Annotated in this window: 19 protein-coding genes; 8 read left to right on the top strand and 11 right to left on the bottom strand. The window is 37.1% G+C overall.

All coding sequences use genetic code 11. The features are described 5' to 3' along the window. Nucleotides 1-13 precede the first annotated feature (13 nt). The gene (locus IQ247_RS09940) at nt 14-5,122 is read right to left on the bottom strand and encodes a type I polyketide synthase (RefSeq protein WP_228059619.1); all 5,109 of its coding nucleotides are present in this window, start codon (nt 5,120-5,122) and stop codon (nt 14-16) included. 792 nt (nt 5,123-5,914) lie between these two features. On the opposite strand from IQ247_RS09940, the gene IQ247_RS09935 reads away from it, so the two are divergent. Both IQ247_RS09935 and IQ247_RS09930 read left to right on the top strand, forming a co-directional pair. Then, complete coding sequence (locus tag IQ247_RS09935) at nt 5,915-6,778, top strand: hypothetical protein (protein WP_193919439.1); 864 nt, start codon at nt 5,915-5,917, stop codon at nt 6,776-6,778. A 45-nt stretch (nt 6,779-6,823) separates the two neighbouring features. Next, complete coding sequence (locus IQ247_RS09930) at nt 6,824-7,303, top strand: helix-turn-helix domain-containing protein (RefSeq protein ID WP_228059618.1); 480 nt, start codon at nt 6,824-6,826, stop codon at nt 7,301-7,303. A 149-nt stretch (nt 7,304-7,452) separates the two neighbouring features. On the opposite strand, the gene nifK is transcribed toward IQ247_RS09930, so the two are convergent. The 4 genes from nifK to IQ247_RS09910 form a co-directional block, all read right to left on the bottom strand. Further along, nucleotides 7,453-8,505 carry a nitrogenase molybdenum-iron protein subunit beta gene (gene nifK, locus IQ247_RS09925; protein WP_322745478.1) on the bottom strand — a complete coding sequence of 351 codons (1,053 nt, stop codon included), beginning with the start codon at nt 8,503-8,505 and terminating at the stop codon, nt 7,453-7,455. A gap of 253 nt (nt 8,506-8,758) precedes the next feature. Continuing rightward, nucleotides 8,759-10,150 carry a site-specific integrase gene (locus IQ247_RS09920; RefSeq protein WP_193919437.1) on the bottom strand — a complete coding sequence of 464 codons (1,392 nt, stop codon included), beginning with the start codon at nt 10,148-10,150 and terminating at the stop codon, nt 8,759-8,761. A gap of 98 nt (nt 10,151-10,248) precedes the next feature. After that, nucleotides 10,249-10,530 carry a DUF3364 domain-containing protein gene (locus tag IQ247_RS09915; protein ID WP_322745477.1) on the bottom strand — a complete coding sequence of 94 codons (282 nt, stop codon included), beginning with the start codon at nt 10,528-10,530 and terminating at the stop codon, nt 10,249-10,251. Nucleotides 10,531-10,642: 112 nt separating this feature from the next. Then, nucleotides 10,643-10,813 (bottom strand): nitrogenase molybdenum-iron protein subunit alpha, encoded by a 171-nt coding sequence (locus IQ247_RS09910; RefSeq protein ID WP_193919435.1) that lies wholly within the window; start codon nt 10,811-10,813, stop codon nt 10,643-10,645. A gap of 140 nt (nt 10,814-10,953) precedes the next feature. On the opposite strand from IQ247_RS09910, the gene IQ247_RS09905 reads away from it, so the two are divergent. The 4 genes from IQ247_RS09905 to blaOXA all read left to right on the top strand — a co-directional run bounded on the left by IQ247_RS09905 (nt 10,954) and on the right by blaOXA (nt 14,911). After that, nucleotides 10,954-12,321, top strand: a complete 1,368-nt coding sequence (locus IQ247_RS09905; protein ID WP_193919434.1) for a site-specific integrase — start codon at nt 10,954-10,956, stop codon at nt 12,319-12,321. Between the two features lie 196 nt (nt 12,322-12,517). After that, the gene (locus tag IQ247_RS09900) at nt 12,518-12,913 is read left to right on the top strand and encodes a DUF2780 domain-containing protein (protein ID WP_193919432.1); all 396 of its coding nucleotides are present in this window, start codon (nt 12,518-12,520) and stop codon (nt 12,911-12,913) included. Nucleotides 12,914-13,148: 235 nt separating this feature from the next. Continuing rightward, nucleotides 13,149-13,937, top strand: a complete 789-nt coding sequence (locus IQ247_RS09895) for a dienelactone hydrolase family protein (protein WP_193919431.1) — start codon at nt 13,149-13,151, stop codon at nt 13,935-13,937. 26 nt (nt 13,938-13,963) lie between these two features. Next, nucleotides 13,964-14,911 carry a class D beta-lactamase gene (blaOXA, locus tag IQ247_RS09890; RefSeq protein WP_193919430.1) on the top strand — a complete coding sequence of 316 codons (948 nt, stop codon included), beginning with the start codon at nt 13,964-13,966 and terminating at the stop codon, nt 14,909-14,911. Between the two features lie 329 nt (nt 14,912-15,240). Here blaOXA and IQ247_RS09885 read toward each other — a convergent pair whose 3' ends face one another. Continuing rightward, nucleotides 15,241-15,984 (bottom strand): superoxide dismutase, encoded by a 744-nt coding sequence (locus IQ247_RS09885; protein ID WP_193919429.1) that lies wholly within the window; start codon nt 15,982-15,984, stop codon nt 15,241-15,243. Nucleotides 15,985-16,176: 192 nt separating this feature from the next. Between IQ247_RS09885 and IQ247_RS09880 the strand changes: the two genes are divergently transcribed. Next, the gene (locus IQ247_RS09880; protein WP_193919428.1) at nt 16,177-16,755 is read left to right on the top strand and encodes an Alr1449 family protein; all 579 of its coding nucleotides are present in this window, start codon (nt 16,177-16,179) and stop codon (nt 16,753-16,755) included. Nucleotides 16,756-16,775: 20 nt separating this feature from the next. Here IQ247_RS09880 and IQ247_RS09875 read toward each other — a convergent pair whose 3' ends face one another. The 4 genes from IQ247_RS09875 to fusA all read right to left on the bottom strand — a co-directional run bounded on the left by IQ247_RS09875 (nt 16,776) and on the right by fusA (nt 20,456). Beyond that, nucleotides 16,776-17,405, bottom strand: coding sequence for a 2-phosphoglycerate kinase (locus IQ247_RS09875; RefSeq protein ID WP_193919427.1), 630 nt, complete (start codon nt 17,403-17,405; stop codon nt 16,776-16,778). A gap of 30 nt (nt 17,406-17,435) precedes the next feature. Next, a complete protein-coding gene (locus IQ247_RS09870; protein ID WP_193919426.1) occupies nt 17,436-17,894 on the bottom strand; it encodes a helix-turn-helix domain-containing protein in 459 nt (152 codons plus the stop codon). Nucleotides 17,895-17,995: 101 nt separating this feature from the next. Further along, entirely contained in the window at nt 17,996-18,268 is a 273-nt protein-coding gene (locus IQ247_RS09865; RefSeq protein ID WP_193919425.1) for a hypothetical protein, read from the bottom strand. Nucleotides 18,269-18,365: 97 nt separating this feature from the next. Beyond that, the gene (gene fusA / locus IQ247_RS09860; protein ID WP_193919423.1) at nt 18,366-20,456 is read right to left on the bottom strand and encodes an elongation factor G; all 2,091 of its coding nucleotides are present in this window, start codon (nt 20,454-20,456) and stop codon (nt 18,366-18,368) included. Nucleotides 20,457-20,771: 315 nt separating this feature from the next. Here fusA and IQ247_RS09855 point away from each other — a divergent pair, with 315 nt between their 5' ends. Next, nucleotides 20,772-21,227 carry a hypothetical protein gene (locus tag IQ247_RS09855; protein WP_193919421.1) on the top strand — a complete coding sequence of 152 codons (456 nt, stop codon included), beginning with the start codon at nt 20,772-20,774 and terminating at the stop codon, nt 21,225-21,227. 723 nt (nt 21,228-21,950) lie between these two features. Here the strand turns inward: IQ247_RS09855 and IQ247_RS09850 are convergent. Then, complete coding sequence (locus IQ247_RS09850; RefSeq protein ID WP_193919419.1) at nt 21,951-22,508, bottom strand: hypothetical protein; 558 nt, start codon at nt 22,506-22,508, stop codon at nt 21,951-21,953.

Raw genomic sequence — 22,508 nt, 5'->3', positions numbered from 1 at the left:
TAACTCCTAACTCCTAACTTATGAGTGTCATTCTTCCTCGTGTACCATACCCTACCTCAGAAATTAAACGATTCGGGTCGTGAAATTCGGCAAGAATATGTTGTGTTGCAATGGTAGTATCGAAATCGGGATTCAAATCTATTGCTCTACAAAAAACCGATTGCCATTCCCATCGCAAAGATTTAGTTAAACCAAATAATCCCCCTGTAATTGCACTAAGTTGATTTTTCCCGGAACAACCTAATTCACCATCTAAACGAGTCACTGTCATAAAACAACTACGTCCCAATTTTCCCGCTTGAGTCAGTGAAGTTTTGAGATGTTTTGCAAGCAAAAACACTTGTTTGATAATTGCTGTTTCTGCTTGATGAACAGGATGTAAATGTATAAAAGCAGCAATTTCTCCATAATTTAGTTTAATTGTAGTCAATTGTGTTTTTATTTCTTCATCGCTACCATTTTCTAAAGTTATCCGCTCAATACCCAATGGTAATGATGATTTTACTGATTGAGGAAAATTCATAACTACTACCATCAAACCTTTATCTTTGAGAGTTTGAGCTAATTTACCAGTAAGTTGAGAACCATCATCAGTTAACAAACAAATATGTCCTACTGGTAAATCAAATTCCAATTTATCCGGCTTTGGTAGAAACTGTTGTTTTACCTTTGCTCGACTAATATGATGCTTTGGTTTGATTGGTTTGAATTGGGGTTGCTTTTTTTTTTCAGTCTCTGTTGTCAGAGACTGCATATAATCTACAATTTGTCCAAGGGTTCGCAGTTCTATTTCTGCCATTTCTTCGAGATTCGGTTGTGGTAAATCGGGTAATTGTTCTTGCAATCCACCAATTATCTCAACTCGTTTAATTGAATCAATTCCCAAGTCTGCCTCAATATCCATCTCTAAGTCAAGCATTTCCCCCGGATAACCAGTTTTTTCACTCACTACCATCAGTAAAGTTTTACTAAGAGTATCCTTCTCAATTACCGATAACTGTTTTGTATCGTTAATCTGAACCTCTGTTTTATTGTTTAAAACCCCGTTATCCAAGAAAGGAGTTTCTAACTGCTCCCTACTCCCTACTCCCTCTTTCAAACCCTGCATATAATCTACAATTTGACCAATAGTACGCAATTCTACCTCTGCCATTTCTTCCAGATTTGGTTGTGGTAAATTGGGTAATTGTTCTTGTAATCCACCGATAATCTCAACCCTTTTAATCGAATCAATTCCCAAATCTGCTTCAATATCCATCTCTAATTCCAGCATTTCCAATGGATACCCAGTTTTATCGCTGACGACACTTAGTAGAGTCTTACTCAAAGTATCGATATTGATTGCTAAGGATTTTTCTGGTATATTTTCAGTTTTATCTACAATCCCATTGTTTTTGTCTCTATGGTGTATTTTCGAGCCATTTTGATTAACTTCTACAGCAGCTACAGCAACAGGTATCGATTGCTCAATGATAACCTGTTCTCTTCGATTTTTCTCCGTGTTTACACCATCTAAAACCACGTTTTTATGTCTTTTATAACACTCTATTTCATCACCTTTTAAAAGATGTGAATAACCTTGCTGGGTTAACTCAAAGAAATTTTGTGTCGATTCAACCTGTGCTTGTAAATATTTTTGATGCAGGTGCAGGGTATCAGCTTGATGGTTATGAACCCTGATCATACTCCTTTCCACACTGGCAATAATTTGTTCTACAGGTTGACTTTTTCCCGACTGAACAATATTAGAAAATAAACTACTCTGCTGCTGCATCAGTTGAAAAACACTTTGTACATATTCCTTCTGATTATCCAAATATTGCCCGTGAACTTCCAGAGTTTGACTTTGAGCTTGACTAAATTGTTCAATACTAGATTCTAAACAAACAATACTCCTATCCCGTTCTAAAATTACCATTCTCTCTTCATCTCTTTCCTCTGTGTTCTCTGCGTCTGGGGCGTTTTTATTTCCGTAATCTTCTAACGGCAAGGGAGTAACTCGTTGTTTTCCTACTAACGACTGTTGAGATTCAGATTGCTTACCATTACTCCAGGGTTCAAACTCATTAACAATTGCCGTTACTGAATGTCCGTTTTGTAAATAGGAAGAATCATTCATCAGAGCGATCGCCTTTTCTCCTAACAATTTTTCTTTTGAAGGTTGTTTATATCCGTTGCCGTTTAATACTTGAGTACTAGCTGTAACTAAATTCCCATTTTGTTGCCCATTTGATAAATTTTGCGTAAATACCGCTTTAGTTTTATCAGAAACGTAATTAAAACTACCCAATTTTACATTTAAAGCTGGATTAGATTTAACTTCTGGTAGCTTCAAATCTAACTGATGAGGATCGAGATTCGTTAACGGTAAACCAGCTACGCGCAACTGTACTACAGCTTCTCGAAGTTGATAGTCGCTATCTTTTTGACGGCTACCATTAACGGCGATCGCCATATGTGGACGGGAACCTAAAATCTCATGTACTAAGTTAGTTAATATACTTCTAGGACCAAATTCAACAAAACAATAACCACCTTGATTGTAAATATTTTCAATTTCTTGCTCAAACAGCACCGATTGACCGATATGAGCTTGCAAATTTCTTCTAATAGCTTCAGATTCTTGAGGATAAAGTGTAGCAGTAGTATTAGTAAAAACAGGAATTTTAGGACTATTAAAAGTCACCTTACTAACCGCTTGAGCAAAAGGTTTTTGAGCATAGCTAATCAGTGGAGTATGAAAAGCACCAGAAACAGGTAAGTTCATAGCGGAAAAACCCTTATCGATCAAAACCTGCTGTAACTGATTAACTTTATCAGTAGTACCGGCTAAAACTACCTGCTCAGGAGAATTACAATTAGCAACTCGGACTTGGGGAAAATCCTTTAATATTGCTTTAACTTCTCCCACATTACCCTTAACCGCAACCATCGCTCCCGTATCCCGATCAAAATCGTCGGGTTTTGCCATTGCTTGTCCGCGCTGCTTAACCAAGTAAAAATAATCCTCATCACTGAATACGGACGCAGCCCATAAAGCAGTCAGTTCACCAAAACTATGTCCAGCAACAATATCCGGTTTAAATCCAGCTTGTTGCAATATTTTATATAATCCGACACTAAATGCACCAATTGCCGGTTGAGATACCTCAGTTTGCTGCAAAACCTTGGCTTGTAAATGTCTTTGATTCGTATCAAACACCGGAGGAGGAAATACTTTCTCGGAAATGGGTGATAAACCAGCTTCCTCAAACAAACTATCAACTTGATGATAAGTTTGCTGTAATAAGGGAAAATTGATTACTAATTCCCTTCCCATCTCTAAATACTGAGAACCTTGACCGGAAAATAAAGCTACTACCTTACCCTGCAACTCCATTCCCTGCTTACGGTAATATAATCCTTGGGGGTGCTGCCAATTTTGCGCTTCCGGTTGCTTTTTCAACCAATCTATGCATATTTGCAACTTCTTGATTGTCTCAGTTACAGAGTTAGCAACAAATCCCAATCTAGCTGCTGCGATCGGTAAACAAGCCGATTTACTTTGATTAACTAACTCTTTGTAATATTCTTCCTTCTGATCCGACTGTAATTTGAAGATAGCAGATTCACATTCGGCGAATAACTGTTCCGGTGTCGGTGCAAACAACAATAACTCTTGAGGAGTACGGTGGATGCGATACACTTTATCCTGAGTGTGATATTCTTCCAAGACAATATGAAAGTTAGTACCACCAAAACCAAAAGAACTCACACCAGCACGTCGGGGTGTCTTCCCTACTTGTAACCAAGGACGAGTTTGGGTATTTAAATAAAACGGTGAAGACTCAATTTCTAACTTAGGATTTGGTTGATTAACATTAATCGTCGGCGGTAAAACCTTATGATGCAAAGCCAAAGCCGTTTTAATTAAACTTGCGGCTCCCGCAGCGGCTTTAGTGTGTCCAATCTGAGATTTCACACTGCCCAAAGCAATAGATTGAGAAAAATTATCCTGACTAAATACAGCCTTCAAAGCGGCAAATTCCGCCGGGTCTCCCGCCATTGTTCCCGTACCGTGTGCTTCAATTAAACCAACAGTTTGCGGCGTAAATCCAGCTTCTTGATATGCTCGTTCCAAAGCCTTCATCTGACCTTCGGCACGGGGTGCATAAATACTTTTATGTCTTCCATCACTGGAAGTTCCCACACCTTTAATTACCGCATATATTCGATCGTTATCTCGCTCGGCATCTTCTAACCGTTTGAGTACCAACATTCCGATACCTTCACCCAACATCATCCCATCTGATTCTGCATCAAAAGGTTTGACATTTTCGCTAGGTGAAACAGCCGGGGTTTTGCTGAAACACATATAGGCAACAATCGAGTTATCGGTGTCAACTCCACCTGTGAGCATCATATCGGCACGATACTCAACTAATTCACTAATTGCCATTGATAACGCACTCAACGAACTCGCACAAGCAGCATCAACAACACAGTTAGTTCCCCCCAAATCAAAGCGATTAGCGATTCTGCCAGCGACAATATTCGCTAGCATTCCTGGGAAAGCATTAGTATCCCAATTAATATAAGCGCTTTTAATTTTTTCAATAATATTTTGTATATCTTTGTCAGATAAACCGCTGCTTTTGAGAACTTTTTCCCATACCGGATACTGCAACCTAGCAGCCAAAGGCATAGTCAGTTGTCTTGCTAATGCTACCCCCAAAATTACCCCAGTGCGATCGTGATTAAACCCACTTTCCGAATCATAACCCGCATCACAAAACGCTTGTTTGGCTACAACTAACCCTAATAATTGAGAAATATCTGTAACTTCCAATTGATTTGGAGGTAGTCCGAATTCCATGGGATTAAAGTCAACTTCGGGAATAAATCCACCTCTTTTACAATAAGTTTTATCAGGTATTTTCGGGTCGGGATGATAATAATCTTCAACACTCCACCGCGACGCAGGAACATCAGTTATACAGTCTACACCGGCAATAATTGTTTCCCAATATTCTTGTAAATTCTTAGCTTGAGGGAATAGTGAACCCATGCCGATAATTGCGATGGGAGTTTGTTGCAATTGTTTATTAGTTCGATTGATTTCCACAGAGCGTTCAGAAGTCATTTTTTTTACCTTTATTAGCTCTATTAATGCTTGTTCGCAGTCATCTATTTCCTTGTGAAACTGAATCAAAGCAGTTCCAATGTTATTAGTTATCATTGGGCATGAAGAAAATTCAATACCTTGAAAAAATATTAAATTGTCAAAACATTTGTTAAGGATAAGAAACAAACATAATCAGAATAAAAATTTAAAATAGTAAAGAACTATTTTTTAACTAACTAGCCGTCAAAATCTTACGGGTAAGCCCATGATAATTTTCATTCCTGATTTTTACTGTACTTAATGGTATACGAAATTGCTGGTTAACAGTAGTAATAAACCTTTATACAACATGAATTCAAGTCACTTATTCCGTGTAGTTAATATCGAGTAGCACGAATATGCTACTCCCTAAGCAATAATCTTAGATATGAATTGAGATACTTTATAAAAGTTGAGTCTTTTGGGAGATGATTAATTATTATTGAACCATGACAAACCTAATATATTTCTATCCTCGGATAGATAGTTATACTCAAACTGAAAATAGATACTGTTGATTATCCAGATTTATATCAACCGATGACAGTGAAAGTTTGACTTCTGAATTGAAAATGCAATTCATATGCAATAATGGAGTAAAAAATAATGTCTAACATCCTAATTAATAAGTCGTAAATATTGAACCCACAAACGACAATATTCATTTTGATTGATAAAAATTAGAAATAATTAGCGTTGATCAACATACCCTACCTCAGCGAGTTCCTATTTCAGACAAAATTATCAGCGATTGTAACGTAGGATTATCAGGTGATGCAGGTAGAAAGTTTATTAAACAACAATCAACAACGTCCTCGCTGTGTAATAGATCCAGTGCTTGCCCTATCGCCCTCCGGACTACTCCTATATAAAAACTTAGGAAAAGTAATGGAATTGTGGGTAGTGCGAGAACTCTGGTACATTCTCGACAATCTCAATCTTTATTTAAACCGACCAGAATTAGTATTTCCGAGAACTAATACCTTAGAAAACAATTTATTTGAGAAGCCTGCTTGTTTGGAAGAAAAGGTTTGGTCGCTTAAAGAATGGGAAAAGGTAAGGGGGGGAAAGGACTTAAGTAGATTAAATTTATTTTGGCTTGGAGATAGTCTACGAGAATCATTAATTCCTAGAGATAGAGAACCAGAAATCTTTTTTCATTGGGAAACTTTAGCACGTTCTTTGGATGCTCAAATTAATCTGCTTCCATCAGCAAATGATGTTTTAACTTTAGCTTTTCGAGATGCTGTAGCGCTTAGTGTAAGTTTGGGTTCTGCTTTTATTTTGACTTATCAGTTACCTAGTGATTTTGCAAATAATAATCCTCCAGATATATGTAAAGCTTTATCAAGTTGGGGTATACCTTGTAAATATTTGACAACAAAAGACCCGATTGTTGCTCTGGAATCTGAATATTTACGACAATTATTTATTAGTGCTGGATTAGCTAAAATTTTCTGGGCTGATATACATATTGTTGTTCTACATTTGGTAGTTGCTTCGGCTGCGACGGAAACTATATCTAGAACAAATCTGGTAACTAATACAAATTTATCATTGAAAGATGAAATACAAGATTTGAAAACAGAAAATTACCTTTGGACAAATATGCAAGGGTTCTGGTATCAAATCTAGTAGTTATTAATAACCTATGTAGTTTAGTCTTGATTTATATATATTATGAATAATTTATTAGACCCCAATAAAGCTTGTCTCCAAGCACTAGCACAATCAAATGGATTAGGAATTTTAGGTGAATTTTGTCTACAAGATGCTAAATATATGATTGTTTGGTTTGGCATAAATTCAAATGATTATGCACAACATGATTTAATTCCACCAGAGGAGGCTGATTACTATTCCGTTGTGGGAAGGATTGAGATTAAAGACCAATATTGTTTAATAATGAAGGCTAAAGATGCAATTCAAATCTCAAAATCCACTGTATCAGATTTATTGACTGCAAGAGAATTACAGATTGCTGCTTTTGTTGCCCTAGGTTATTCTAATAAACAAATTGCCAATCGATTGCAAATTAGTGAGTGGACTGTTTCAACTCACTTACGTCGAACTTTTATTAAACTTGGTGTTGATAGTCGTGCTGCGATGGTTTATCGTTGTGCGCCGCTGATTAATTTTATCTTACAAACAGAAATTTAAAGGTTTAAGATTAGAGGTTAAAGGTTAAAGGTTAGAGGTTAAAGGTTAGAGGTTAGAGGTTAGAGGTTAAAGGTTCAAATTACCCATTACCCATTACCCATTACCAATTACCAATTACCAATTACCAATTACCAATTACCCATTACCCATTACCAATTACCATTTGATAGTAAACACATTAGAGAACGCATATGCCATAAGTCTTTACCGGGCCAGAAGGTAGCACCTTTACCGTATTCGTTGTTAGAACACAATTGTGTGATTTCGTCTCCAAGCTTTTCAGTGGAGTTATGAACCAAAACGTGTACGGGTTCAGCACCCAATTCCATCAAGAATCTGGTTACACCATATACTAAGTCGGGGTCGCCGTAGATAGCAAAACGCTTACCATGCAACCAAGCGTGGGAGTCAGTCATAGCATCAACTGCACGACCGCGCTCTTCTTCTAATTCTTCAGGGATGGGCTTACCAGTCATTTCGCTGAGTTTCATTAACAACTCATCGGTACCAGTAATACCCCAAGGGCTAACAACATCTGTTTTCTGTTTCCACTCTTTCTCAATATATTCGCGAGTCTTAGTGGTAGAGTGTCTTTGCAAACAGAGTGTACCTTCAGCATTAATTGAATCAGCAGCATCTTCCAATTTAGTACCCTTGGTGTACATATGGAATTCGCCGTCGTTGGGTGAATCAACGTAATCGGAGTTGTCAGCCAACAAAGTGTAGTCGATACCCATCAAGTTAGCAATCCGCTTAACTTCGCGCAAGTTACCAACATAAGTATCAAAACCGGGGATGATATTGATTTTGCCATTGGTTTTATCTTTCTTCTTACCTTCAGTAAGATTCAAAAGAATACCCTTTAGCATATTATCGTAGCCGGTAATATGAGAACCTACGAAACTGGGGGTATGAGCGAAAGGAATGGGTAAATCTTCAGGAATGCCACCTTCGTTTTTAGCATTACCGATAAATGAACCCAAGTCGTCACCAATTACCTCAGCCATACAGGTAGTGGAAACGGCAATCATTTTAGGATTGTACAGCTTGTAAGCGTTGGTCAAGCCATCAATCATGTTCTTCAAACCACCGAATACCGCAGCATCTTCAGTCATAGAGGAAGAAACAGCAGAGAACGGCTCTTTAAAGTGACGAGTTAAGTGAGTACGGAAGTATGCTACACAACCCTGTGAACCTTGCACAAAAAACAAGATAATTAAAATATTTGCATATCAAAGCTTTCAATTATCATCGGCTAATTATTGACTAACTTTTGACTAAGATTGCTAGCTTAACAAACATAAATATCAGATGAAACAATAATTTTAATTACTTTTATTGACTACTTATTTACTAATTTCTAATCAAAAAATAATTTAAGTTAAAAAGATAATTTTTTTACAGAAATAAGTATAAGTTTGTAGTACATTGGTTAATTTACTGTTAATTTAGTATTTAAATCTGAGTTTCAAGCTTAATTCTTGCTACCTCAAGTTTTAACTCAGCTATTTCTTTGCGTAACCTTGTATTTTCATCTTTCAACGTTTCTACTTGATTTATTTCTTTAAATTTTTGTTCAAAAGCTAGTCGTCTATTTTCTAAGCCAAAATGACGTTGATAAGTTTTAGTATGCTCATCAACTGTGTGTCCTAAGTTATCGGCACTAACTTTTAATGGTATTCCTTGTAAATGCGCTCTAATCGCGCAAGCGTGTCTTAAATCATAAGGAACAAAACTCAATTTAGATGCTAAAAAATACTTAGAAACAATACTTACCTTATCAGTAAGTTGCCTTTCATTTTTCCAGCTACAAAAAAGTTTTAAAGCTTGACATCCATCTATATCATTTTTTAAATCGAACAATTCTATCCAATCAGGTACAAATGGGAACACTTCCCTGTATCCAGTTTTATTTGATTCATGAACTTTAAAAGTGTTGTGTTTATTTTCAAGTGACATTAACCAATCCAAATCCGGTTTATTTATGACTTCTCTTGGACGTAAGCCATATATTGCCAGTAATTTGTATATGAATTGCATAGCTTTATTTTTTGGGATTGTACTAGCTCCGTATCTTGATATTTTTGTAATCCTGTCATTAAGCAGTGATAAAGATTCTACTATGATTCGATCGCTAGGAATATTTCTTGTTTTGGGAACTTGCTTTAATTTTAGATCGTTAAATTTAAACTCTAGCCCTAACTCTTTGCAGATATAATCACAAGCGCGTATTGTTTTATTGCGTGTATATGGTTCATCAACTGAAAGTATACTTTTTCTTAAATTTTCTAAATTTATGATTTCATCATTGATTAAACTTTTATGAAATGAATACCTAAGACTATGAAACGAATGCTCACTTTTCATATTCCTTTTTCTTTTTTCAAAATATCTACTTTCTAATTGATTATAAAATTCCCTAAAAGTAATATTTTGATTTTTTGTTGCTTGACTACCTAAGTACTTATCATTCCAAACAAAAATTTTTCTAGCTATGAGTCTACCTAGCTCATAAGCTTCTTCCTCAGCAGTCTTTAAACCATCAAAATTAGCAGGTATTCCTAAGCTAATTTTATATTGCTTAGTGTTTTTACCATTAGCACTAGTATCGTCTGGCTTAATGGGTAAGGTTGCTCGTAGCTGAATAGCGTTGCCAGTTATCTCTAAACTAACTTTAGTCTTGCCATCCTTTAATCGTTGGTTGATTTGTACTAGTTTAACTTCTAGTTTCATTTGATAGTGTTTATTAGTTTCATCACTATGATGTTTTACCCCCCTATAGCTACCATCTGTTGTAGCAGGTGGATCGAAATCATTAAAAACGTGACCCTGTATGTCTTGTTTCATTGACTAAATATTTACTAATTTATGAAATGTTTTAGTTAAACAATTAGTAGAATAAGATTGTTTACAGGGAACAGTTTACGACATATTAGACTTGCAAATCAACCATAGGTACCTTGCACAAAAGGTAAAGTACCTTCAAAACCAGCAGCAGCGTAAATTGCTCCCAAGGGTTGACAACCTTTAGCAGGGTTAACCGTTAAAGCTTCACGAGCGAAGTTCTTTTCACGGTATTCCCAAGATTTAGTCCATTCTGCAACCTTTTTAACTTCTTCGGGGTCGTGTCCACCTTCAAACTTTTTCTTGTTCTCGAAAAGTTCCTGGTATTCTGGTTGGTGAAATAGCTCTACGTGGTCTTGAATTTTTTCGGGATTCTGTGGCATTATGTGTCTCCAAACTTACCGATTAGGTTCGTTGTTAGTAAATAAAAGTTAGTGGTGCGCGAAGATAAATTAAGAAATAGGGGGAATCTTTCCCCCGACCAATTCCTAATCCTTAAGCAGCAGCTTTAACAGTAGCGTTTGCTTTTTCTTTCTTCCAAGGAGTTCCAATTAATTTCCAGGAAGGATTGTTGATTGCTAAATCCATATCACGAGCGAAGATAGCGAAGCCATCATAACCGTGATAAGGACCGGAGTATGCTTTTTTATGGTTTAATGCTTTCAACGGCTAAATGTTCATTTTGAACAGTATTTTTCATCAAGTTTGTTTGGTGATAACACCATTATTTTTAGGCTAAATGTAGGCTAATACAAAGTACGATGCATAACCAGGGTCAAAACAAATATTAATCAGCCTTTGCAGACATGGAGCCACTTCCATCTACCGATCGCAGTTTTCTGGGTTCATGGCTGCAATTAAAGCAGCAAAAGGAACACATGAGAGCAGAAATATTACAGGAATTGCAACAGGTTAATCTGCGTTTGAAGTCTGCGAAAACAAAAGTCACAATTCGGGAATCTAATGGAAGTTTACAATTACGAGCGACATTACCAATTAAACCGGGAGACAAGGATATAAAGGGAACTGGGAGAAAACAATATAATCTCAGTTTGAATATTCCGGGGAATTTAGATGGTTTAAAAACAGCGGAGGAAGAGGCTTATGAATTAGGAAAGTTAATTGCTCGAAAAACCTTTGTCTGGAATGATAAATATTTAGGGAATGAGGCAATTAAAAAAGATTTTCAAACGATTGGTGAATTACTGCAAAAATTTGAAGAGGAATATTTTAAAACCCATAAACGCACCACAAAAAGCGAGCATACTTTTTATTATTACTTTACTCGAACTAAGCGATTTACTAATCCACAAGACTTAGCAACGGTTGAAAATTTAGTCAATTCAATTGAAAAAATCAACAAAGAATGGGCAAGATATAATGCTGCAAGAGCAATATCGGCATTTTGTAAAACATTCAAAATCAATATTGATTTATCGAAATATTCTAAAATGCCTGCACATAATTCCCGGAAGATACCGACGGATGTAGAGATATCTACGGGGTTTATTAAATTCGTAGATTACCTGAATATTAGAGGTAAACAAGTTAATAAAAATGTTCAAGATAGCTGGCAATTATGGCGTTGGACATATGGAATGTTAGCAGTTTTTGGTTTACGTCCCCGAGAGCTTTTTATTAATCCTAATATTGATTGGTGGTTGAGTGATGATAATACAGATATGACATGGAAAGTTGATCAAGATTGTAAAACTGGGGAGCGAACTGTATTGCCTTTATATAAACAATGGATTGTAGATTTTGATTTACGAAATCCCGAATATATAAAGATGCTAGTAGATGTAATTAATCAAAAAGATAAAAATAATCATGCACAAATAACGGCATTAATACAGCGAATTAGTTGGTGGTTTCGTAAAATCGGATTAGACTTCAAACCCTACGATTTACGTCATGCTTGGGCTATTCGGGCGCATATTTTGGGAATTCCCATCAAAGCCGCAGCAGATAATTTGGGACATAGTGTACAGGTACATACTCAAACTTATCAGCGCTGGTTTTCTTTGGATATGCGGAAGTTAGCAATTCATCAAGCTTTGAGTAAAAAGAGTGAAGTTGAGTTGGTTAAGGAAGAGAATCAAAGATTGAGGTTGGAGGTGGAGAAATTGAAGATGGAGAGGGTTTATCACAATAAATTTAATTTATCAATTTAATTCATTAATTTAATTTACGATGCTTACCACTCCGTGGCAATAAATCCTACTTCTTAGCGCGATCTGCTTGCCTTACTCGCTTCGCGATCGCAATATTCAACTTTACACATAACACCTTGACGGCAGGGATAATTGATGGGTAAATAAACTCGTGTAATGGAAAACCGTTAAGGAATCCTTAAATAGGAGTTAAATTATGGAACTCGTTGAACAACTCATCAGCAATTTAGGGGTACAGGAAGAGCAAGCGAAAGGAGGGGCTGGATTAATTTTAAAGCTTGCTCAAGATAAACTCGGAGGTGGAGAATTCGCAAAGGTTGCATCGGTTATTCCTGGTTTAGATACACTTTTAGGTGCTGCACCTAGTGAATCCGGTGGTGGTATGATGGGTGCTTTAGGTGGTATGGCTGCTGGGATGATGGGGGGTAATCAAGGTGCTGCTTTAGGAAATTTGATGAGTTTGGCTGGTGGCTTTTCACAGTTGGGAATGAATGGGGATATGGTAACAAAGTTTTTCCCAATAATTCTCAATTTTGTGCAGCAGAAAGGTGGAACTGAGATAGCAGGTATTTTATCGAAGGTTTTACAGTAACACCAATCATCGGTTATCTAACAATATTACTCAAATTAGATAATCTATTCGCAATTATCGGCTTCAATTCAGTTTGCGTTAATGCAATTACTCCCAAAATTCTCTAAGATTACCGATATAGTTTATTTTCCTTAGATGTTCCCTATTCCCTCAAATCGGTAATTTCCTGTTTTCAAGGGAATAATAATTAGTAATTTAGTAATTTAGTAAATAACATAAAACCAGAGGTAAGCCAATGAAAAAAATTGAAATTAATACGAAATGGGTTGAAATTCCTCATAATAATTTATTAATTGATGCTTATTTAGCACAACCAGCAGGTGAAGGGAATAGAAGTGCGGTTATCGTTTTTCAAGAAATTTTTGGGGTGAATAGGAATATTCGAGATATTACCGAACTAATTGCTAAACAAGGATATATCGCAATTGCGCCAGCAATGTTTCAACGAGTTGCTCCTGGTTTTGAGTATGGATTTAGTGCAGAAGATTGTGGTTACAGTTCAGAAGCTTATCGTCGGGGTATGGAATGTTATCAACAAGTAAAATATCAAGAAATATTCAGCGATATTCAAGCTACTATTACTTATTTGAAAAGTTTACCTAATATAAAAACTGATTCGATTGGTTGTATTGGTTTTTGTTTTGGTGGTCATGTGGCTTATATGGCTGCAACTTTACCCGATATCAAAGCGACTGCTTCATTTTATGGAGGTGGAATTACCACTTCTAGTTATGGTGAAGAAATTCCAACTTTAAATCGTACTTCTGAAATTAAAGGTACTATATATACTTTTTTTGGGACAAAAGATTCATTAATATCCCAAGAAGATAATCAGAAGATAGAGGCAGAATTGAAAAAACACAATATTAATCATCGTGTCTTTAGATATGATGCAGGGCATGGATTTTTTGCCGGATTTTTTGTCGATAAATATCCATTTTTAGCAGAAAATCCCAGTTATAATCCTCAAGCGGCTCCCGATGCTTGGAATCATGTTTTAGAGTTGTTTGATAATCAGCTTTAAATCTCATGTTAGGAGATAATTTGGTCATGGCTTTATCCTGTTTGTTGCAGAAAGTTTGTGGAATTGGTTTTGTCGTATTAATATTTTTTCCTATTGTTGCAACTCCTTTAGATACGGAAGATAATCGATTAAAAAACCGCAGAGACAAGCCACTGCGTTGGGCGGGTTCCCCGACTTGTAGCAAGTGGCGCGCGGAGAGCGCAGAGGAAAGAGAACAAGAAGTTAATGGTGGAAGTTTGATAGCACAATCTAAAATTAATTTTGGACGTGTTTTTAAAGAGTTTGGTGTTGAAGAAGGCTCAATTGTAATTTATGATGCGAGTAATAAGAGATTTTACGAACATAATTCTTCTCGTAATTCCAAAGCTTTCTTCCCCGCTTCTACGTTCAAGATTTTAAATACATTAATTGCTTTAGAAACGGGAGTTATTAAAGATGATGTTACTGTTTTAACTTGGGATGGTATTAAACGGGATATTGATGCATGGAACCAAGATACAAATCTTCGTCAAGCTTTTAAAAATTCTACAGTTTGGTTTTATCAAGTTTTAGCTCGTAAAGTTGGTAACGAGCGGATGCAAAATTTTGTGAATCAAGTAGGTTATGGTAATCAACAAATTGGTACGGTAGAAAATATAGATAAATTTTGGTTGGAAGGACTTTTAAAAATTACTCCTAAACAACAAATTGAGTTTTTAAATAAGGTTCATGATGGAAATTTACCATTTTCACAACGTAATTTGAATTTAGTCAAAGATATGATGATAGTCGAGCAAACCCCCGATTATACCTTACGAGGAAAAACAGGTTGGGTAACTAGTACAAATCCTAATATTGGTTGGTTTGTGGGATATTTGGAGCAGAATAATCAAGTATATTATTTTGCTACTAATATTGATATGCCAATAGTTAAATTAGCTCCTGCCCGAATTAAAATTACTCGTCGTTGTCTGGAAATGTTGGGATTATTTTGAATAAAAATATGTTTTTACCCATAAGTAAGTTAGGAAAACTCTACTAACTCATATCGTAAAACCCAACCTAAGTTTTTATCTATAATTTTATAGCTCTAATCTATCTGCAAGCAAATAGAAAATCGATTTGTATTTTTGGCTTGACTAATTTGGTTTGACTAATTCTATTTAATTTAATTATGGAAACTAATCATTTATTGAACAAAAAATGGCAATCTTTATCATTCTTTACACGAAGTTGCTGACTAACCGAGCAATGTCCTTTTTAATTTAATATTAGGGGAGGAAAACACAGGAAAATTTACCTCCCCTATAACTAAATTTAAACTTTAAACAAATTTCTGAGCTTGTTCAAATCGTTGATTAACTTCATCCCAGTTAATTGTATTCCACCAAGCTTCTAAATAATCATTACGGCGGTTTTGGTAATTAAGATAATAAGCGTGTTCCCAAACATCGTTACCCATGATGGGATATTTACCTTCACTAAAAGGGCTATCTTGGTTAGCGGTACTCATTACTTCCAATTTGCCATTTTTATTTCGCACCAACCAAGCCCAACCACTACCAAAACGTTTTGCACCAGCTTCGTTAAATTGATTTTTAAAGTCAATAAAACTACCAAAATTATCATTAATAGCAGTTGCGATCGCGCCGTTGGGTTCCCCGCCACCATTGGGTTTCATGATTTTCCAAAACATCGAGTGGTTCACATGACCGCCACCATTATTCCGTACTGTATTGCGAATATCTTGCGGTACAGCATTGAGATTAACCAATAATTCTTCGACGCTTTTTTGCTTCAACTCTGGATGTTTATTCAAAGCTGCATTCAAATTCTTCACATAAGCTGCATGATGTTTATCATGATGAAACTCCATTGTTCTGGCATCTATGTGGGGTTCCAAGGCTTTATAATCGTAAGGTAAAGGCGGTAACTTTACAGCATCCGAGCTATTTTGAGCAATTGTCGAAGTAGAAGATTTTTCATTCGCTAAAGCACTACTCTCCAAAGCAAATGTACTTACACCAACTCCGAGTAAATATAGAAAATGCCGACGTTTTAAAGTCATAAAGTGAACCCTAAGTAATTTATTCTTATTTTCCAAGATTTAGGGTACAAATTGAACTATTATCAGTTGACAGTTGACAGAGCGTTGTGTGGTGGGAGATTAAGATGGGAGCATATCAATAGATAGATTTAATGTAGCTAAATATTGCCAATTTGGTAGTATTGATCAAGTGGACGAATACAAGAAGAACTTATGGCAAAGCGTAAAAAAAGTAATCTCAACTGGATTAAGGAAACGCTTGAACTAAAGCCCGACCATCATTGGGAATCTCCACCGGAATATAAGATATTTGTCGCGGGTAGAGGGGCTGTTCGCTTCAATGTTCCTCACAATTGGCATTTTGAACCCAAAGAAAATTCGTTCAGGTTTTGCGATAAAAAACCGCCCGATGATGATTGCGGGTTGGAAGTATCTTACAATCATTTACCACCTAGAGACTGGAGTTTATTTCCCCTCAAGCGTACTTTAAAGAAGATAATTGAAGATGATACTCGCAATCCTTTTGAAGTTGGCGAAGTAATTACCGTCAAACGTCAAACTGCCAGAATAGTCTGGATTGAGATGAAATTTATCGATACTCAGGAAGAACCACGAGAAGCTTTTTCCCGGACTTGTATTGCGATTGGTTCAAATATTCAATGTTTAATTACCTATGAGTTTTGGGCTGACCAAGCTGAACAATTAACACCAGTATGGGATGAAGTGATGCGAAGTCTGACTTTAGGATTATACATCCGCGACCCCAGGAGTGGTTTGGCTTTTCCGGATTAAGTATAAAAAGACCCGGAATTCTAGACGTTTTCCGATATCAATTCCATACATTTGCTTGCAAGTTCATCAACTGTTGAGGTTGATTCGACATCAATATATATAAATCCCAGACGCTCAACCTCTTCCCTCATATGTTTATTGTAGAGTAGGGTACGGTCGATAAACTTTTGAATTAAATGCTTTTCATCTTCACTCACACGCTCAAAATTACTTTCACCCTTGATACGGTTTTGGAAGAATTGGTCGCTAGCGGTAAGCCAAATTGCTTTCACACCATTTTCCCTAACTAAATTCGCAACCAATGATGGATATAAGGCAGAACCTTCAATTACAAGACATTTCCTTGATAAATCAACTGCATGAGAACGAACAATAGCCTCTACCTGTGGCAACACATTTTTCTCGTAATGCGACAATACATCTAAAAAAAGAGCTTCGGTAGACAAAGTTTTATAATGCTGTGCTACGTATTCTCGAATAGCTTTATCTTTTGGTTTTACCCAAGGTCGTCCGGGATGACGAGCGAGTTTGTCCGTACAAAGATAATTCCAACCAAGCTTTGCTGTTTGATATTGTGCAAGAGTTGATTTGCCTACATGAGAAGAGCCACCAATTAAAATTACTGGTGTTTGTTTGAGCGATTTATTCATAAACCGGCAAAGAAGAATATTGGGGAGTTTTTAACCTGTACTAACTATAAAGCTATCTTCCTGATTAGATTTACTGCATTCAACTTCCACTGACGAATGAGTTTCAACCCAAAGTACGGCACCACAACTTAACGGTTTTTCTGGTCGATAAACGACTTCACAAGGACCATTTATCTTCACTGAAAAACCGTAAATATTCTGACCGCGATGTTTGACTGTAATTACGGGAACTAAATTTTGTTGTTTGAGATTTTGTTGAATTCTATGTCTATTCACATGAATTCTAGTTGTTGGAGGATTTCTCCTACACCATTTGGCTTTTGGACCGCGACTACCCCGACTAATAATCGGATTTCCTTCAAATAAGGGAATTATCCAATTTCTTCCAGCTTTATAAGCTCCTTTAACTCTACCTTCAGTAACTAAGTAGCGCATTCTAGAGCTTGAAATATTTAAAATTTCTGCCGCTTGACTAGTACTTACATACATGATGGAAAAACTATTGCGATCGCAATTTAGTTTATCAGTTCTGGTGGTACATTTTTCTTCCGAAGAGTAAATTTAAATCAGTTAACAGTGATATCACAGTTTCAGTCGAGGTTAAAAGACAATACAGTGAACAAAGTGGAGGCTATTTCCGTGAAAGTTAAATTGCGATCGCTCCCCTCCGGGGCACGTGCAATTAATATTTCTTCGATAATATTGGCTCTTGACGAACAAAGTTTTTGGATTGATAGTAGATTTAAGTCGGGAGAAGCCGGGTTTTTAGGATAAATATCTGTAGTAACAAAAAATTTTTGTAAAAACCCGACTTCTAACAAAGAGTAAAAATCAAATTTAACAGCAATAAAAACAGCGAACATCGAACTCAAATTAAATTAAAATTCCCGACCAGTTTTTGACCAATCGGGAATTTAAAACATTAATAAATTAGAACAAAAGTTCTATCTATATAAAAACCTACTTCTTAGCAAGAGCTTCACGTTCTTTAACTTCCTTAATCACGTCATCAGCGACATTCTTAGGACAAGGTGCATAATGATCGAATTCCATCGAGAACTGACCGCGACCGGAAGTCATGGTACGTAAATCGCCGATGTAACCAAACATCTCACTCAAAGGAACTTCTGCTTTGATGCGAACCCCTGTAGCACCGGGGTCTTGGGATTTAATCATTCCACGACGACGGTTCAAGTCACCAATTACATCACCAACGTGGTCGTCTGGTGTAAACACGTCCACATTCATGATTGGCTCAAGCAACTGAGGACCAGCTTTCGGTAGGGACTGACGATAACCAGATTTCGCGGCAATTTCAAAGGCGATCGCGCTGGAGTCAACTGGGTGATAAGCACCGTCAGTTAAGGTAAATTTGACATCTACCAAGGGGAATCCAGCTAAAACACCTTTATCAATACTGCTTTCAAAACCCTTTTGTACAGCGGGCCAAAATTCTCTAGGTACGTTACCACCAGTTACTTTTGACTCAAACTGGAAACCAGTACCGGGTTCACCGGGTTCAATAATATATTCAATCTTACCAAATTGACCGGAACCACCAGATTGCTTTTTATGGATGTAGGTATCTGTGATTTGTTTGGTAATCGATTCGCGGTATGCTACCTGGGGTTTACCAACTTCGACTTCAACACCGTGAGTCCGTCTGAGGATATCAACTTTAATATCTAAGTGAAGTTCTCCCATGCCTTTAATAATCATCTCACCGCTATCGGGGTCGGTTTCAACTTGGAAGGAGGGGTCTTCTTGAACCATTTTACTCAAAGCTAAACCTAACTTCTCCGCGCTTCCTTTCTTCGCAGGTGCTACCGCGATGGAAATTACGGGGTCAGGGAATACCATTGGTTCGAGGGTTGCGGGATTTTTCGGGTCGCACAAAGTATGTCCGGTTTGGACGTTCTTCATGCCCACAATCGCCACAATATCCCCAGCTTGAGCCGAGTCGATTTCTTCGCGGGAATTGGCGTGCATTTCCACAAGACGGCTGACACGCTCGGTTTTACCAGTAGCGGTGTTAAGTACACTCTCACCTTTTGATAAAGTACCCGAATATATCCGAGTAAAGGTCAAAGCACCAAAGCGGTCATCCATAATTTTGAATGCTAAGGCTCGCAATGGCTTTTCGGGGTCAACTGCGGCAAATTCGCCGGTTTCGTTACCTTCAAGGTCAACTTCTGGCTGAGGTTTAACTTCTGTGGGGTTGGGTAGATAATCAACAACAGCATTGAGTACTAATTGTACGCCCTTATTTTTAAAGGAAGAACCGCAGTAAGTAGGAAAGAATGCTAAATCTATAGTACCTTTACGAATACAGCGTTGTAGTTCCTCGACGGATACCTCTTCACCTTCGAGATATTTCTCCATCAAGCTATCGTCTTGCTCTACAGCCATTTCCACCAACTTTTCCCGCCAAGCTTCGATATCATCCTTCATCTCGGCTGGAGGTTCTTTTATTTCGTAATTCATTGGGTCGCCCGATTCATCCCACACCCATGCTTTACGAGTCAGCAAATCGACAACACCAACGAAATCACCTTCTGTTCCGATGGGTAAAACCATGACTAACGGCTTCGCAGCAAGCACAGTTTCCACTTGCTTGACAACTCGGTAGAAATCTGCTCCTATCCGGTCAAGTTTGTTAACGTAAATAATCCGGGCAACTTCCGAATCGTTAGCATAACGCCAATTGGTTTCCGATTGCGGTTCCACACCACCAGAGCCACAAAAAACACCGATTCCACCGTCGAGGACTTTCAAAGAACGATATACCTCAATCGTGAAATCAACGTGTCCTGGAGTATCGATGATATTCAACTGATGTTCGTTCCAAAAGCAGCTTGTGGCAGCGGATTGAATCGTAATCCCCCGCTCTTGTTCCTGCTCCATGAAGTCCGTTGTCGCAGCACCTTCATGAACCTCACCGATTTTGTGGATTTTACCAGTAAGTTTGAGAATTCTTTCAGTTGTAGTTGTTTTTCCTGCATCAACGTGGGCGAAGATGCCGATATTTCGATAACGAGTGAGGTCTTTCATATTTAACTATATAACTAGGTGCTAGAAACGGTTGGCGGCTACCATTCGAGTATTACTCAAAGGGGAATCGGCGAAGATTTGCAGTCAGCAAGGGCTGAAACTCGACCGTCTCGGACATTTTAAGTCCTTTTCATGCCGATGGCTAATATACCATTTGTTAAGTAATTATAATTTATTTAGATGTCAAGGTGAAACAATTCGGGCGTAGTGGTACCCGACTGTTCCATGGAGGAAATACGTAAAATGGGCAATGGGTAATGGGTAATTGGTAATGGGCATTAGGAAAAACATTTATAATCTAAAATCTAAAATCACATGAGTAACTGGATACAAGTCAAAGGGATTATCAAAAAAGGTTATGGTGTTGCATCGGGAAGAGGAGGAGATATTCGTTTTCCTGGGGGAACTATTGCCATGCAAAAGTCTTTTTTTTATGAGCAAGGGCTGGATTTAGAACCTTATTTTTCGGGAACGTTGAATATTTCAATTTCTCCCTGTAAATATTCAATTAAACAAGCTAAATATACTTTTAGAAATATCAAATGGGCAGAAAATGAACCGGCGGAGGATTTTTCGTTTTTTGATTGTAGCATTGGACTCAGAAATAGTAAATTACAGCCAGGATTAATTTATTATCCTCATCCGGAAACTAAGCCGGAGCATTTTCAAGCTGCTGATATTCTGGAAGTTATTACTTTTAAATTTGATGATTTGAAATATGATGATGAGGTGTTGTTGCAGGTAGATAGTCGTCAGATTGAGATTAGTTAAAGGAAAGATGAGAATAGTTTTAACGCAGAGGAGCGCTAAGGTTTTCGCTGAGGAACGCTGAGTATTTTTTGTAGATAATTTAAGATTGTAGCCGATGCAACTGACGTAAATTTAGTCTAAAAATATTGCATTTAAAAATGTTTTGATTGTGACAATTTTAATTCCACATAATTTTTGCTTGATTCAAGAAACTCGATAAAATCAAATTTTTCACAAATAATTATACAAATTATTTTTATTGAATAAATAGGGAAAATTATATTTAGGCTAATCATAGTCTATTTATTTTTCTAATCTCCACAAAACCTACTTCAACTAAGTTCTACTACCATTAGTAAGTTCGGAGTAATCCCAAGAGTGCATTTGACGGAAGGGAAGACCCATCTTTACGACTCATTCTGGCACATATGCGTTAAGCATCATACAAGTTTTTTTAGCAATAATTTTCAGTATCTGCCCCCCATATCGGCACAAAACAAATCACAATTTAACGAAGAGCGCTCAAATTTAAGTAGGCTAATGGATTAAACATAAAATGAACGTACTTAAAAAGTAAAGATACTAACTATTCACTCGCTTACTTAAATTTACGCAGGCAATGAATTAAGCATAAAATGAACTTACTTAAAAAGTAAGCGCACTTAGCAATTTGGGAGTAAGAATAAAGTAAGAATAACTTTTCTCCTCCAAGTAACAATGCTTTACCTGCAATAATTTCACGAGCTAATGCTGAGCAAGGCTCGCGCTGATAGTTTTATCTTGCTCGGAGAAACTAACCTCTAACTGTTTTTTGGCAATTACCTTATTAACTGCGATCGCCTTGGGGTCGGGAGGATAAAGATAATTATCTACAACCATCTCATTAACAACGTATTCCTTCCGTCGTTTGTGGTAATCCTCATTGCGGTTAGCCTTACGGTCTTGTTCCGATTTACTAAAGCATCCCCAAGCGACTATTCCAAGGGCAATAGAAAATATTTGAAAATGCTTAGTTTGTTCTAGGTTGCTATCGAAGTGTTGAGTAATACTATCGTTCCCAACCTTTCCAGAAAATTCAATATCACGCTTATCCAAATCTCTGAAGATGCTAGTAAGAATAATCCCCACGCGGGCATTACTATCGCATCGTAATAGCCCTTTGTTCTCCTTGTTTAATATTTGTTTGGGTCGGAAGCATATCCGTGTTTCTGGGAATAAATCGTTATTATTAAATACTGGAGTAATCCATAGCACGCTTGCGATCGCTAACGATGCCAAACCAGAAATATTGTAATAATTCAT

Source organism: Plectonema cf. radiosum LEGE 06105 (assembly GCF_015207665.1).
Lineage (GTDB): Bacteria > Cyanobacteriota > Cyanobacteriia > Cyanobacteriales > Nostocaceae > Rivularia > Rivularia radiosa_A.
The sequence above is the reverse complement of the archived record's forward strand: the minus strand, read 5'-3'. Positions and strand labels throughout refer to the sequence as shown.